Annotated in this window: 11 protein-coding genes; 8 read left to right on the top strand and 3 right to left on the bottom strand. The window is 38.5% G+C overall.

Annotated features, from left to right (window positions below; translation table 11 throughout):
• Position 1: 1 nt before the first annotated feature.
• The 3 genes from M1F17_RS13950 to ybfF form a co-directional block, all read right to left on the bottom strand.
• A complete protein-coding gene (locus M1F17_RS13950) occupies positions 2–1,330 on the bottom strand; it encodes an HlyD family type I secretion periplasmic adaptor subunit (RefSeq protein WP_110591445.1) in 1,329 nt (442 codons plus the stop codon).
• On the bottom strand, positions 1,327–3,432 hold the full coding sequence (locus M1F17_RS13945) for a peptidase domain-containing ABC transporter (RefSeq protein ID WP_094960684.1): 2,106 nt from the start codon (positions 3,430–3,432) through the stop codon (positions 1,327–1,329). Before M1F17_RS13945 ends, M1F17_RS13950 begins: the two co-directional genes overlap by 4 nt.
• A 242-nt stretch (positions 3,433–3,674) precedes the next feature.
• A complete protein-coding gene (ybfF, locus tag M1F17_RS13940; protein ID WP_004256243.1) occupies positions 3,675–4,451 on the bottom strand; it encodes an esterase in 777 nt (258 codons plus the stop codon).
• A gap of 325 nt (positions 4,452–4,776) precedes the next feature.
• On the opposite strand from ybfF, the gene seqA reads away from it, so the two are divergent.
• From seqA to M1F17_RS13900, 8 genes are all read left to right on the top strand, one after another.
• A complete protein-coding gene (gene seqA, locus M1F17_RS13935) occupies positions 4,777–5,322 on the top strand; it encodes a replication initiation negative regulator SeqA (RefSeq protein WP_004256238.1) in 546 nt (181 codons plus the stop codon).
• A gap of 56 nt (positions 5,323–5,378) precedes the next feature.
• Positions 5,379–7,013, top strand: a complete 1,635-nt coding sequence (gene pgm, locus M1F17_RS13930; RefSeq protein ID WP_180312042.1) for a phosphoglucomutase (alpha-D-glucose-1,6-bisphosphate-dependent) — start codon at positions 5,379–5,381, stop codon at positions 7,011–7,013.
• Positions 7,014–7,300: 287 nt separating this feature from the next.
• A complete protein-coding gene (serC, locus tag M1F17_RS13925; protein WP_036957913.1) occupies positions 7,301–8,392 on the top strand; it encodes a 3-phosphoserine/phosphohydroxythreonine transaminase in 1,092 nt (363 codons plus the stop codon).
• 121 nt (positions 8,393–8,513) lie between these two features.
• On the top strand, positions 8,514–9,791 hold the full coding sequence (gene aroA / locus M1F17_RS13920) for a 3-phosphoshikimate 1-carboxyvinyltransferase (RefSeq protein ID WP_172767340.1): 1,278 nt from the start codon (positions 8,514–8,516) through the stop codon (positions 9,789–9,791).
• 187 nt (positions 9,792–9,978) lie between these two features.
• A complete protein-coding gene (cmk, locus tag M1F17_RS13915) occupies positions 9,979–10,662 on the top strand; it encodes a (d)CMP kinase (RefSeq protein ID WP_094960688.1) in 684 nt (227 codons plus the stop codon).
• A 173-nt stretch (positions 10,663–10,835) separates the two neighbouring features.
• Entirely contained in the window at positions 10,836–12,509 is a 1,674-nt protein-coding gene (rpsA, locus tag M1F17_RS13910) for a 30S ribosomal protein S1 (protein WP_004909559.1), read from the top strand.
• A gap of 56 nt (positions 12,510–12,565) precedes the next feature.
• A complete protein-coding gene (gene ihfB, locus M1F17_RS13905) occupies positions 12,566–12,853 on the top strand; it encodes an integration host factor subunit beta (RefSeq protein ID WP_004256221.1) in 288 nt (95 codons plus the stop codon).
• 336 nt (positions 12,854–13,189) lie between these two features.
• Entirely contained in the window at positions 13,190–15,583 is a 2,394-nt protein-coding gene (locus tag M1F17_RS13900; RefSeq protein ID WP_231135921.1) for a DNA internalization-related competence protein ComEC/Rec2, read from the top strand.
• Positions 15,584–15,585 lie beyond the last annotated feature (2 nt).

The raw sequence follows: 15,585 nt of genomic DNA, 5'->3' as shown, positions 1-15,585 counted from the left end.
ATTATTTTTCTCTCATCGCGTTTGAGGTGTATTCATTGATTGGGCTAAGTAAGTAATCAATAATACGGCGTTTATCTGTTTTTATTTCTGCCACAATGGATAAACCGGGTGTCAGTTCAATAGACTCACCATCAACTACTAGTTCTTTTTGCTTAAGACCGATTTGCCCTAAGAACACTAATCCAAGATTTTCATCGAGAGTACTGTCACGAGAGACGGAAATCACTTCCCCTTCAACTGTGCCATAACGAGTGTAAGGGAAAGCATCTATTTTCACCTCTGCTCTTAACCCTTCATGGATGAAACCAATATCTTTATTTAAGATTTTAATTTCAGCTAGTTGAACATGATTATTAGGTACTACAGCCATTAACTGCTGTGCGGGTTGTAACACTGCACCTATAGTGTGTGTAGCAAGCTGTTGTATCGTGCCATCAACGGGAGCCCGTATGATTTCTAATTGGTTTCTTTCTTTATTTTTTAATAGTTCTTGCTCAAGGGAAGCCCGCTTAAAGTCAGCTTGTTTGTATTTTTCATCCCACTCTTGGTTTTTTTGGGCTTTAATTCTGCCTACCTTTTCATTTAAGGCTTGATACTGGCTTTTTAGAATTGAGAGCTCAGATAATTTGGTGACTTTTTCTTTTTTAGCGATTAATAGTTCTCGCTCTTGTTCTAAAAATTCCTTCTGGCTGATCAACTGCTTTTTAGTTAACGAATGGTGTGCATCGAGGCGCTTTTTGATGTTTACGATGAGGGAATTGATAGTGAGTAATTCGTCTTTTCTAGCTTGCTGATTGACAGTATTTAATTGAATTTCATTATTAAGTTCATTAATTAATGAATCAAATTCTATTTTTTGTGTTTGATAGCTAGCCCGTGTATTGTTTTGTTCTAGTTCAGTTAATTGGTTAAATAAAGGTAATTGCTCAATAGGCTGTTGTGAAATCAATGCTTGATAAATTAATATTTCGGCTACATGGAAGTTATGTTGGTAATTTAAACTTAGGATATCTTGGTCAACACCTAATACATTGACAGTTATTAAAGGATCCCCTTGTTTTACTACTTGCCCATCAGTGACATGAATATGTTCTAAACGACTTAATTCAAACGCTTGAATTAACTGTGTTCGTCCTGAAACAATAAGTTTACCTTGCGTGGTTGCTTGAATATCCAACTTACCAAAAAACGACCAAGTTATAGCAATAAAAACGCCTACACTAATAGAAATAGCGACGTATAGTGCCAAGTAAGACGGTGGTGTTTTTAATATCGCCAAGTGTGAAGGCAAAAAGCTGTTATAACGGTTTTTGTCTAATCGATGTTTCATTTTACGTCCATGTCTGATTTCAGAGACTGTTGTAGAGTCCACAAATGTTTATAAAAATTACCTTGTTCAATAAGTTGCTGATGGCTACCTTGCTCGATAATTTCACCATTTTGCATCACAATGATCCGCTGGTGATGGCGAATAGTTGATAGGCGGTGAGCAATTGTGATGATGGTCCTTCCTTTTGCAATAATATGCATATTTTCTTGAATAACGGCTTGGGATTCATCATCTAAAGCGCTAGTTGCCTCATCAAAAATAATCACTTTAGGGTTGGAAAGCAGTGTTCTAGCAATAGCAATACGTTGGCGTTGGCCGCCAGAAAGTGATGTTCCCCCCTCGGCAAGAACGGTGTCGTAACCTTTTGGTAATTTCAAAATAAAATCGTGTGCTCCCGCCATTTTGGCGGCATGAACGACTTCGTCCATGGAGGCATCCGGTGAGGTTTGAGCGATATTGTGAAAAACAGATTGGCTGAATAAGAAATTTTCCTGTAAAACAATACCAATTTGTTGTCTAAGGGAGTGCAAGTTAATCGCAGACATGGGGGTTCCATCCACAAAAATAGCACCACTTTCAGGGGTATAAAGCCGTAGTAATAATTTAGCGAGGGTGCTCTTACCTGACCCTGATGTCCCAACAATACCAATAGTTTCTCCCGCTTTAATATTTAAATTAAAGTTTTTTAGAACAAATGGCATGTTAGGTTGGTAGCGGAACGAGATATTTTTTAGATTTAAATGCCCTTGAAGAGATAACTTATTTTCTTGCTGTGATTGTTCGGTAGGTAAGTTAATAATTTGGGAGAGCTTTTCGATAGCGACACTGGTTCGAATGTAGTCCCCCCATAATTTAGTTAGTTTGATGAGGGGCTGGTTAGCGTGGCTAACCATCATGTAAAAGGCAATAAGCTGGCCAATCGTCATCTGCAATGCTAAAACTTCAGAAGCACCAACCCACAAAACAATAGCACTGGTGATTTTTTCAATAGCCATCACTAGATGTTCAGAGCGGGAGCTTATTTGCCCTGATACAAAGTTAGTTTGGCTCATATCAGCGGTTTGACCGTCCCAGCGACGAGTGAAATTTGGTTCGACGGATAAGCTTTTGGCTGTTTCGATCCCATTGATACTTTCGGTCAAAAAAGAGGTATTGATGGCAATATTGGTGAATTGTTGCTGTGCAGCAGATTCAATTTTAGGCGTTAACCACCAAGCTAATAAAAGATAAAAAGGAATAGAACACAAAAATATTATTGTGAGTGTTGTGGAGATCAAGTTCATCACAAAAATAAATACAAATAAAAATAGCACATCGACACATAGGGTAAAAAAGCTGCTGGTTAAAAACTCACGAATAGTTTCGAGTTCTTTTACTCGGGTGACAATTGCGCCTATTTGCCTGCTTTTAAAAAAGGGAATAGGCAGTCTCAGTAAATGATTTACCAGCTTCAAGCCGAGTGTCATATCAATGCGATTAACAGTGTGATGATAAATATACTCTCGTAATCCTTTCAATGTCACTTCGATCAACGCTGCAATAATTAACCCAAAAATTAAAACGTCCAATGTGACTAAGCTATTATGAACGAGTACTTTATCCATAATAACTTGCATAACAATAGGGGAAACTAATGCGAGTATTTGCAATATAAATGAAAAGAATAAAACCCACAAAATAATGGGTTTGTATTTCATAAATTCGACTTGGAACCAGGTAATGTCAAATTGACCCTGCTTAAGGTTTACTTCTAACCAATGACCATTCCATTGTTGATTCAGCTCATCAATACTCCATATCTCTGGCGGCGTATTCCCAAATTGCTGAATGAGTACTTGTTCTTGATTGCAGTTAGCTAATAGAATGGCTTCTCCTTTGGTATTATATAAAATAGCAGGGCATACGATTTTAGTTACATTTTTATTCTTCTGATATTTATTCCTACAGCGAATGGCATGTTTCGATTTAATAATGTTAAGTTTTTCATTGTAACCAATAGATTGATTGAGTGTTTGTTCTAGTTCTTTAGGATTTACTTGCCCTGATAACTTAGCAATAACACTAATGAAGTATAATGTTGATTTTGATTTGAGACTATCCATTTTCTATATTAATAAATTCCTTAAGTTATTTGAATTTTTAATTCCAAATTTGCATTGATAAAATATGCACTAGATAGTAATAAGGTGGAGTAGAATTTGGATAATACAGGGTTTGTAATTCGCTGTGTATTGAAGTTAGTCTTATTATGTAATTAATAAAGTAATTATATTTAACTACAAATATATTTAAAGATATTGAAAAGTTATATATCTTTTCAATATCTATATTTAAATGTGAACAATTATTCAGGGATAGATAAAAAACGATGAATGGCTCTTAAAACATGGTCTGGTTTTTCTGCATGAACCCAGTGCCCTGTATCAGCAACAACCCACGCTTTGGCTTGCGGAAATTGTTGTGCGATTTGTTCTTTATATTCAGCTTGTACATAAGGGGAATTTCCTCCTGGGATTAACAGCACGGGTTTATTCCAGGCGGGTACTATTTCCCAACCAATAATACTTTCATAATTAGCTTTTAGGGCAGGTAAATTAAATTTCCACTCACCTTGCTTAAAGGATTTAAGCAGAAATTGGATAACGCCATCCTCATTAATGTAATCACGCATAATCACAGTAGCTTCTTGGCGAGTTTTTGCATTTTTTGCTGTAACGGCATCAAGCGCCGCGAATATTTTATCATGACGACGGACTTGGTAAGCGACAGGCGCCATATCAATAGCAACGATACTATTAATAAAATTAGGGGCTATTGCTGTTGCCGCCATGGCGATTTTGCCACCCATAGAGTGACCAATTAAAATAGCATTTTCGTAACCTAAAGACTTTATTAGAGTAATAACATCTTGGGCCATTTGTTGGTAACTCATTTGCTCATCACGAAATGAGTCACCATGATTACGAACATCAATTTGAATCGTATCGAAATATTGTTGTAGATTACGTCCTAAAACACCTAAGTTATTGAGGTCACCAAATAACCCATGTATGAGTACAATAGGACTATTTGAGATTGGATTTTCAGGTTTATGGATAGTATGGTTAAGTAACACAGTCATATTTGTTTGATCAATTCGTCAGCGGTACATGTGGTCTTATCATGTCACGGCTATGAATAAAATCCAAATGGTCAAATAAGCTGCGATTTTGGCTGAGGTAAGTCAATGAGTCGATAATCAAAATATCCTTAGCCAATGAATTTCAGAAAATTGAAGTTGATCACTGAGGCAAAATACTGGAAGTCATGGCATGATAACCCACTGAATTATCTTTGAACTTAGAATAATGTTTACTTTAAGTTATTGAAATTTTAATTGTTTTGTTTTTTTTAAATCTGTCTTATAATCACACCGCAAATTTTAGTTAAAAAAGTACTGGGAAAAAATGAAAACGATAGAAGTTGATGAAGAGCTTTACCGCTATATTGCGAGCCATACACAGCATATCGGTGAAAGTGCATCGGATATTTTGCGCCGTATGTTAAATTTCAAATCCGGGCAGCCAGTACAAGCAAAAGAAATTAGTCAGGAACATGCTGTTATTAAGGCTGAACCTGCGATGAGTACACCTGCTGTTGCATTAAATCCTGTTAGAGTCATTAGAGAGCTTCTGTTATCTGACGCTTATGCAGAAAAAAGTAAAGCGATTGACCGCTTTATGTTGATTTTGTCTACTTTATATAGTTTAGATGCGAATCGTTTTGCGAGTGCAACAGAGTTAATGCATGGCCGAACTCGTATTTATTTTGCTGGTGATGAACAAACATTACTTGCAGCTGGTAAGCAATCTAAGCCGCGTCATATACCAGGAACACCCTATTGGGTGATCACGAATACGAATACGAATCGTAAACGTAGCATGGTTGATGCGATCATGCAGGAAATGCAATTTCCAACCAATGTGATTGAAAAAGTTTGTAATACTATTTAAAAACTGAAAGGCCACTGATGTTGATAACAAAGCATCAGTGCTTTGGGAGAAAACAAGTGACAATACATGAACGTGCAGGGCAGCTTCCGTTTCAAAGTGACTTGATCAATGTCGCTCAATTAACCGCTCAATATTATACGCAGCAACCACAACCCGATAATACATCTCAAGCTGTTAAGTTTGGCACATCAGGGCATCGTGGTAGTTCGTTGCGTAAAAATTTTAATGAAAACCACATATTAGCCATTGCACAAGCAATTGCCGATTTACGCAAAAAGCAAGGTGTAACAGGTCCTTGTTTTGTAGGGAAAGATACCCATGCGTTATCAGAAGCAGCGTTTATTACAGTGGTTGAAGTGTTAGCGGCAAATCAAGTTCATGTAATTGTTCAGGAAAATAATGGTTTTACGCCAACTCCAGCTATCTCTCACGCTATTTTAAGTTATAACCAATCACACCAAGATGTTGCGGATGGCATTGTAATTACGCCTTCACATAACCCACCTGAAGATGGCGGTATTAAATACAACCCTGCGAATGGCGGGCCGGCTGATACCGATTTAACTTCTGTTATTGAAAAAAATGCAAACCAATTGCTAGTCAATAACCTGGAAGGGGTTAAAAGAGTCAATTTTGATACAGCGATGGCGAGTGAATACGTTATTCAGCAAGATTTGGTTATGCCTTATGTCTCTGCATTAGGCGAAGTTGTTGATATGCAAGCGATTGCTAAGTCTGGTTTGAAAATTGGTGTTGACCCACTAGGCGGTTCCGGTATTGAATACTGGAAAAAAATTGCTGAATATTATCAATTAGATATTGAAATCGTAAATGACCAATTAGACCAAACGTTCCGTTTTATGCCTTTGGATCATGATGGTGTTATCCGTATGGATTGCTCATCAAGTTGGGCAATGGCGGGTTTGCTTGGGATGAAAGAAAAATTTGATTTAGCTTTCGCTAATGACCCTGACTATGACCGTCATGGCATTGTTACCCCCGATGGTTTAATGAACCCAAATCACTATCTTGCTGTGGCAATCGACTACCTATTCCAACACCGCCCTCAGTGGGGAAAAAATGTTGCGGTAGGGAAAACACTTGTCTCAAGTGCGATGATTGACCGTGTTGTTAATGATATCGGTCGTGAATTAGTTGAAGTGCCTGTAGGGTTCAAATGGTTCGTTGATGGGTTATTCAGTGGACAACTAGGTTTTGGCGGTGAGGAAAGTGCAGGGGCATCATTCTTAAAATTCGATGGCACACCTTGGTCAACAGACAAAGACGGTATCATTCTTTGCTTACTAGCCGCGGAAATTACGGCGGTTACCGGTGAAAACCCGCAGCAGCGTTATAATAACCTCGCCCAAAAATTTGGGGCACCGATTTACAATCGTATTCAAGCGAAAGCTACTCACGAAGAAAAAGCGAAGCTAAGTAAATTATCACCGGAAATGGTTGCAGCAGATACATTGGCAGGAGATAAAATTACACAGCGTTTAACCGCAGCCCCCGGTAATAATGCGCCAATTGGTGGTTTAAAAATCATGACTGATTATGGCTGGTTTGCAGCAAGGCCATCAGGTACGGAAGAAGCGTATAAAATTTATTGTGAAAGCTTCCGTGGAGAAGATCATTTACGCCAAATAGAAAAAGAAGCGATTGAGATCGTAAGCAAAGTTATTCGCTAATTTTTAATCTTCAATAAAAGACATTTCAATGAATATCCCGAAACACAGCGCAATGATGTAATTCGGGATATTATCGCTTATTTATTGTTAATTTCTCCATAAAATGGTGCTTGTCGAGAGTGTGACAAGATTAACAAAATTCTTTTCCCCATTATCAAAAAATAACCCCCCTTTCATTTTTGGGATTGCTGACAATAACCGTTGCAGCTAAAGGCTTGGAGTGGTACAACTTTAACTATCTGAGTGAATTTTATTAACCATAATTGAAGATAGATAGGGTGAGGTCAATGAGTCAGGTTTATAATTTCAGTGCAGGTCCAGCTATGCTACCTGTTGAAGTCATGCGTCGTGCTGAACAAGAGTTTTGTAATTGGAAGGGTTTAGGCGTTTCTGTCATGGAAGTTAGCCATCGCGGAAAAGACTTTATCGAAGTGGCAACAGAAGCAGAGCAAAATTTACGTGATTTATTAAACATCCCTGATAACTATAAAGTTTTATTTTGTCACGGTGGAGCTCGAGCCCATTTTGCAACGTTACCAATGAATTTACTAGGTGATAAAACGACCGCAGACTACATTGTAAGCGGCTATTGGTCAGAGTCAGCAGCAAAAGAAGCTGAAAAATACTGTACACCTAATGTAATTCAAATTACTGAAGAAAAAGATGGCATTGTTAGTTTAAAACCTATGAAAGAGTGGCCATTAAGTGATGATGCCGCTTATGTTCACTATTGCCCAAATGAAACCATTGGTGGCTTAGCTATTCATGAGGAACCTGATTTCCCTGAAGATAAAATTATTGTTGCTGACTATTCCTCTTCTATCTTATCTAAACCGATTGATGTAAGCCGTTATGGTGTAATTTATGCGGGAGCTCAAAAAAATATTGGGCCAGCTGGATTAACTATCGTTATTATTCGAGAAGACCTGCTCGGTAAAGCTTCGCCTCAGACTCCATCTGTATTTGATTACACGGTATTAGCAAAACACGATTCAATGTTTAATACTCCACCGACCTTTGCTTGGTATCTCGCGGGGATGGTCTTCAAATGGTTAAAAGAGCAAGGTGGTTTGCAAGAAATGGCTAAGCGTAATTATGAAAAATCACAATTACTCTACAATGCAATTGATGATAGCCAGTTCTATATTAACCGTGTTGCGGTTGAAAACCGTTCTTGGATGAACGTACCGTTCCAAATGCAAAACCCGGCACTTGATGCGAAATTTATTGAAGAAGCCAAAGAGCAAGGCTTACTTTCTCTAAAAGGCCATAAAGTGGCTGGTGGTATGCGTGCGTCAATCTATAATGCGATGCCATTAGCTGGTGTACAGGCTTTGGTTGATTTTATGGCTGATTTCGAACGCCATAACGCTCAATAATGAGATTTGCCGACTGAAATAGGATGTTCAGTCGGTTATCTGTGCTCTTCTTATTTGACTTAAAAGAAAATAGAGCCAGATTTTATTTACTTGCAAAACTTCACTGGAGAAACTGCTTTTTATGCAATCCCTGACATTACAACCTATTTATTCAATCAACGGCACAATTAATTTGCCAGGGTCAAAAAGTGTCTCAAACCGCGCACTATTATTAGCAGCGATGGCTAAAGGAACGACCACACTCACTAACTTATTGGACAGTGATGATATTCGCCATATGCTGAATGCATTAAGCCAGCTAGGTGTTAACTACCAATTGTCTGAAGATAAAACACGTTGTCGTGTAGAAGGTTTAGGTGGAAATTTATCTCATCCAGATGAAACAGAAATCTTTTTAGGCAATGCGGGAACTGCAATGCGCCCACTGACTGCAGCACTATCACTAAGCCGTAATAATATTATTTTAACGGGTGAGCCTCGCATGAAAGAGCGCCCAATTGGGCATTTGGTTGATGCGCTGAGGGAAGGCGGTGCAGAGATTGAATATTTGGAACAAGAGAATTACCCACCATTACGTTTAAAAGGTGGTTTTATCGGTGGCCAAATTTCAGTTGATGGGTCTGTTTCCAGCCAGTTTTTAACTGCGCTGTTAATGGCGGCACCGCGTGCAGAGCAAGACACAACAATTACAATTATTGGCGAGTTAGTCTCCAAACCTTACATTGATATCACATTAGCATTAATGAAAACGTTCGGTGTTAATGTCGAAAATCATCAATATGAATATTTCGTTATCAAAGGGCAGCAACAATACCAATCACCAGGCGAATATTTAGTGGAAGGTGATGCTTCATCAGCGTCTTATTTCCTCGCTGCGGCCGCCATTAAGGGGGGCGTAGTGCGTGTAACAGGAATTGGGCGCAATAGTTTGCAAGGGGACACTAAATTTGCCAACGTATTAGAAAAAATGGGCGCGACTATTCGTTGGGGTGATGACTACGTTGAATGTGAACGCAGAACATTGACAGGTATTGATATGGACATGAACGCGATCCCTGATGCGGCAATGACCATTGGAACGGTTGCCCTGTTTGCTGAAGGCGAAACGGTTATTCGTAATATCTATAACTGGCGGGTAAAAGAGACCGACCGGTTATATGCGATGGCGACAGAGTTACGAAAAGTTGGCGCTGAAGTGGAAGAAGGGCATGATTATATTCGTGTTGTTCCACCGAAAAAATTACAACATGCTGAAATTGAAACCTATAACGACCATCGTATTGCAATGTGTTTTTCGTTAGTTGCATTATCAGATACACCAGTAACAATTTTGGATCCGGGCTGCACTGCAAAAACTTTTCCTGATTACTTCGAACAGTTGGCACGTCTAAGTCATTAATCTATTGATTGGGTTGATATTATTTTCTTTGATATCAACCTGATTTTTACGATTCAAATATCAACTTTTTCTTATTTTTTAGCAATCATCAGAACCTGCTTATTTCACAAATCTACTGAATTGGTATAATACCTTCACAGATTTTAATTGCGGGTAGCTAGGCTATTTGCAGAAAAGGAGATTTTTTATGGTGGCGATAGCCCCTGTAATCACCGTTGATGGACCAAGCGGAGCAGGTAAAGGTACGCTTTGCCAAGCATTAGCAAACGAGTTTGGGTGGCAACTTTTAGACTCTGGCGCGATTTATCGTGTATTAGCGTTAGCTGCGTTACATCACCATGTTGATATCCAATCCGAAGATGCATTAGTTCCTTTGGCTGCAAATTTAGATGTGAAATTTGTTCCTGAAGATAATGTACTGAAAGTCATTCTGGAAGGGGAAGATGTTTCAAATCAAATTAGAACCGAAACAGTAGGAAACACTGCATCCCAAACTGCCACTTTTCCTCGCGTACGTGAAGCTTTACTCCGACGCCAACGTGCATTTAGAACCCATCCTGGGCTAATTGCTGATGGCCGTGATATGGGAACGGTGGTTTTTCCCGATGCACCGGTAAAAATTTTTCTTGATGCCTCCGCGGAAGAACGGGCTCATCGGCGGATGAAGCAGTTGCAAGAAAAAGGTTTTGATGTTAATTTTGAACGTCTTTTAAGCGAAATTGAAGAGCGCGATTTTCGTGATCGTAATCGCTCTGTTGCACCTCTTATTGCCGCGAAAGACGCATTAGTGCTGGATTCCACAAGTATGTCTATTGAGGAAGTTATTGAAAAAGCACACACCTATGCAAAAAAAATTCTACAATTATCGTGATAATAGGCTTTATTTTAGCTTATAATTAGATAATATACGCAGTTACCGCTATGTGATTATATTATTAGCATAGCATCAACCTTGCGACATGGAATGTTGTGGGGTATGTGAAACAACCCCATTTGGCGGGAAGCTAAGTGGACGTTAATTTAAAACTCTTGAAGATCATTAATATGACTGAATCTTTTGCTCAACTCTTTGAAGAATCCCTGCAGAATATTGAAACTCGTCCTGGTTCTATCGTCCGTGGTACTGTTGTTGCCATCGATAAAGACGTAGTCCTTGTTGACGCAGGTCTTAAATCAGAATCTGCTATCCCAGTAGAACAGTTCAAAAATGCTCAGGGTGAGCTAGAAATCCAAGTTGGCGATGAAATCGATGTAGCTCTGGATGCAGTAGAAGATGGTTTCGGTGAAACTATCCTGTCTCGTGAGAAAGCTAAACGTCATGAAGCATGGCTGATGCTGGAAAAAGCTTACGAAGAAGCTGAAACTGTAACTGGTGTTATCAACGGTAAAGTTAAAGGTGGTTTCACTGTTGAGCTGAACGGTATTCGTGCGTTCTTACCAGGTTCACTGGTTGATGTACGTCCAGTTCGTGATACTACTCACTTGGAAGGCAAAGAGCTTGAGTTCAAAGTAATCAAGCTGGATCAGAAACGCAACAACGTTGTTGTTTCTCGTCGTGCTGTAATTGAATCTGAAAGCAGCGCTGAGCGCGATCAACTGCTGGAAAATCTGCAAGAAGGCATGGAAGTTAAAGGTATCGTTAAGAACCTTACTGACTACGGTGCATTCGTTGATCTGGGCGGTGTTGACGGCCTGCTGCATATCACTGACATGGCTTGGAAACGTGTTAAACACCCAAGCGAAATCGTCAACGTTGGTGATGAAATCAATGTTAAAGTTCTGAAATTCGACCGTGAGCGCACTCGTGTTTCTCTGGGTCTGAAACAACTGGGCGAAGATCCTTGGGTCGCAATCGCTAAACGTTACCCAGAAGGTACTAAACTGACTGGTCGCGTTACTAACCTGACTGACTATGGTTGCTTCGTAGAAATCGAAGAAGGCGTTGAAGGTCTGGTTCACGTTTCAGAAATGGATTGGACTAACAAAAACATCCACCCATCTAAAGTTGTTAACGTTGGTGATGTTGTTGAAGTTATGGTTCTGGATATTGATGAAGAACGTCGTCGTATCTCACTGGGCCTGAAACAGTGCAAATCTAACCCATGGCAGCAATTTGCAGAAACTCACAACAAAGGCGACCGCGTTGAAGGTAAAATCAAGTCTATCACTGACTTCGGTATCTTCATCGGTCTGGACGGCGGCATCGATGGCCTGGTTCACCTGTCTGACATTTCCTGGAACGTTGCAGGCGAAGAAGCAGTTCGTGAATACAAAAAAGGTGATGAAATCGCAGCTGTTGTTCTGCAAGTCGACGCAGAGCGTGAACGTATTTCTTTAGGTGTTAAACAGTTAGCTGAAGATCCATTCAATAACTATTTAGCAGCAACTAAGAAAGGCGCAATCGTAACTGGTAAAGTAATCGCAGTTGATGCTAAAGGTGCAACTGTTGAGCTGACACTGGGCGTTGAAGGTTACCTGCGTGCATCAGAAGCTTCACGTGACCGTGTTGAAGATGCAACACTGGTTCTGAACGTTGGTGATGATGTTGAAGCTAAATACACTGGTGTTGATCGTAAAAACCGTGTAATCAACCTGTCTGTTCGCGCTAAAGACGAAGCTGATGAGAAAGACGCTGTCGCAGCTGTGAACAAACAAGAAGATACAGCATTCGGCAACAATGCTATGGCTGAAGCTTTCAAAGCAGCTAAAGGCGAATAATTAAGTGGGGGCAACAGTAGCGTTGCCCCTTTGTAACGGTAGTTTAGGGAGGTACTATGACCAAGTCTGAATTAATTGAAAGACTGGCTAGCCAGCAGTCTCATCTTTCAGCAAAAACCGTTGAGGAAGCTGTAAAGGAAATTCTTGAGCATATGGCGGATACGTTAGCTAACGGTGAGCGTATTGAAGTCCGTGGTTTCGGCAGTTTTTCTCTTCACTACCGTGCTCCACGCGTTGGCCGTAACCCAAAAACTGGTGATAAAGTGGAACTAGAAGGTAAATATGTTCCTCACTTTAAACCAGGTAAAGAATTACGTGATCGTGTAAATATTTACGGCCAATAATCGGGCTGTAAATCTTAATTATTACATCAAAACAGTGCTTGTATTTTATACGGCACTGTTTTTTATTTCTGATCAACACCAACACCAACACCAACACCAACACCAACACCAACACCAACACCAATATATTTCTAAACTCTTAATGTAATAAAACAAATTCAAAACTACTTTTAGAGATATATACATGTTTTGCGAAGCGCTTCGCAAACTAATATGTACCTTTTTATAAAGAAAAAATATTTCGGGAAGAGCTACATAAAAGAGATGATAGAAACTTAAAAAATTTAGTATGAATAATTAAACTAGAGCTAATAAATCTATGTAGGGATACTAAAATTGATAAAAAATATCATCTACATAATGAGATGGTTAAATAATCCACTCAAAAAATATAATTTAATCTTTAATAAAAACTCACCTGTTTCGATGACGCTGGCTTCTATTGCTTTGATTTTAGGTACGTTACCACTTTTATTTATACCTGAAATTATAATGTTGAGTGAATTACTCTTTATCGTGTTATTTATGGTGCTGTTAATAATGCTCTTTCTATTGGGTAAGTTAGGAAAGTTCCTTGCATTAACTATTATGTTTTTCTTATGGGCTAATTGGCATGGAATTAATATCATTAACCATATCAATTATCTATCTACAAAAAATAACGATATTAATATAGTTATTGTTGGTATTTCATTAAGTGACAAAGAACAAAAAATCAAAGTACGTATTGATAAAATTAACAACCGCATTGTTTTCCCTCCTTTATATGCTACGTGGAAAACAAAGGAAACAGTTTGCGCTGGGCAGTTGTGGCGAATCAATGGCACTGTAAAGCCACTACACAGCTCACTAAATGAAGGAGGATTTAACCTACAACGTTATTATTTGGCTAATAGAATCATTGGAGTTTTGAAAAGTAAGAAAATAGAATTATTAAAAAAGGATTGTTCTGTAAGACAAAAAGTTATCCATAATTATATGGAGCTAATTAATTCATTATCTAATAAAGGGATTATTTATGGACTAATGTTTGGAGATAGAAGTTTGTTGGCAGTAGAACAAACATATTTACTACAGAGAACAGGTTTGACACATTTAATGGCTATATCAGGCTTGCATATTGGGTTAGCTTACTTGTTTGGCTTTCTTATCACTCGAGGGATTCAATATTTTTTACCAATAAAGTATGTCAATGAAACACTACCAGTAGTAATTGGTATAGGGCTAGCAATTTTTTATGCATGGATCTCTGGCTTTGCTATCCCTGCGACTCGAGCATTATTTGCCCTACTATTATGGGTATATATCAGAAATAAGCCTGCAAGGTATTTTGCTTGGCAATGGGCACTGTGGAGTATCGCAGGAATATTATTATTAGACCCATTAGCTATTTTGTCAGATAGTTTTTGGTTATCTAGTTTCGCTGTGCTAGCCATTCTTTATTGGTTAACCATATTTCCACTACCATATCATTTATCTAAAGGTGTAAAGGGGAAAATTATAGGGTTAACCCATTTACAAATTGGCTTACTAGTCTTACTGATCCCAATGCAACTTAGTCTATTTAATGGTATTAATGTAATGGGGTTAGTGGCAAATATCTGGTTTGTCCCGTTAGTTTCTTGGTGTGTTGTTCCTGCTATTTTGCTCTTGTTTTTAGTACCAATAAAAGTGGTTCAGCAACCTATTTTATATACGATAGATAGGGTTATAGATATAGGGCTAAAACCATTACCTTATTTCAGTACTTTTTGGTCAGAATTTATCAATGTTCCCTATTATTTATTTTTAATATGTTGGTTAAGTATCATTGTCGTTTTATTTAAGTGGTACAAGCGCTATTTCGGGCTTATTAGCTGTGTAGTTATTTCAATTTTCTTAGAAAAGGGGAGCGGTAAACAATCCAAAGAAGGTTGGAGAATGACGGTATTAGACATCGGGCATGGTTTGGCTGTTGTGATAGAACAAAACAATTTAGCGTTACTCTATGATACAGGTAATGTATGGAAAGGGGATAGCAATGCACAGCGTCAAATTATTCCTTTCCTTAAATATCACGATATAACCCCAATTGGAGTCATTTTAAGCCATAATCATTTAGACCATACTGGTGGCGCAAATTATTTAATCCAGCAATATCCATGGCTAAGTGTAAGAAGTAGCTTTGGCCCACAAAAAACGTCGGTAAATAGGGAAAAAACTAATAATATAAAAAGTATGGAACACCTTCCGTGTTTTAAAGGCCAAAAATGGCAGTGGGGGATATTAACTTTTGAAGTATTATGGCCTGAAAAGCTAGCACCAATATCACATAATGATGATTCTTGTGTTATTCAATTAACGGATGGGTTTCATAAAATTTTATTAACAGGAGATATCGAAAAACAAGGGGAAAAATCACTGGTCGCAATGTACAAGAATCGGTTACGTTCGACTCTTCTTTTCGCTCCTCATCATGGAAGCAGCACGTCATCAACTGATTTATTATTAAGAAATGTTCAACCTTCAATGGTGGTAGTCTCATCAGCAAGGTATAGTGCATGGAAAATTCCATCGCCAAAAGTCTATTTTCGGTATAAAAATAATAATATTAAATGGTTAAATACAGCGGAAGATGGCCAGTTAACTATATGGTTTAAAAAGGAAAAAATTAAAATTTCACGTTATCGCTATGAAATTCAGCCCCGCTGGTATCATCTGTGGTTTGGCTTACCGCTATTTCCCGAGTAGAA

Source organism: Providencia sp. PROV073, from assembly GCF_033688125.1.
GTDB classification, from domain to species: domain Bacteria; phylum Pseudomonadota; class Gammaproteobacteria; order Enterobacterales; family Enterobacteriaceae; genus Providencia; species Providencia hangzhouensis.
This window is presented reverse-complemented; position numbering and strand designations above follow the sequence as displayed.

Bases quoted from the DNA above. Each gene is read 5' to 3' on its own strand.
- aroA (WP_172767340.1), top strand. From the start codon at position 8,514: ATGCAATCCCTGACATTACAACCTATTTATTCAATCAACGGCACAATT.
- cmk (WP_094960688.1), top strand. From the start codon at position 9,979: ATGGTGGCGATAGCCCCTGTAATCACCGTTGATGGACCAAGCGGAGCA.
- serC (WP_036957913.1), top strand. From the start codon at position 7,301: ATGAGTCAGGTTTATAATTTCAGTGCAGGTCCAGCTATGCTACCTGTT.
- ihfB (WP_004256221.1), top strand. From the start codon at position 12,566: ATGACCAAGTCTGAATTAATTGAAAGACTGGCTAGCCAGCAGTCTCAT.
- rpsA (WP_004909559.1), top strand. From the start codon at position 10,836: ATGACTGAATCTTTTGCTCAACTCTTTGAAGAATCCCTGCAGAATATT.
- ybfF (WP_004256243.1), bottom strand. From the start codon at position 4,451: ATGACTGTGTTACTTAACCATACTATCCATAAACCTGAAAATCCAATC.
- seqA (WP_004256238.1), top strand. From the start codon at position 4,777: ATGAAAACGATAGAAGTTGATGAAGAGCTTTACCGCTATATTGCGAGC.
- M1F17_RS13945 (WP_094960684.1), bottom strand. From the start codon at position 3,432: ATGGATAGTCTCAAATCAAAATCAACATTATACTTCATTAGTGTTATT.
- M1F17_RS13950 (WP_110591445.1), bottom strand. From the start codon at position 1,330: ATGAAACATCGATTAGACAAAAACCGTTATAACAGCTTTTTGCCTTCA.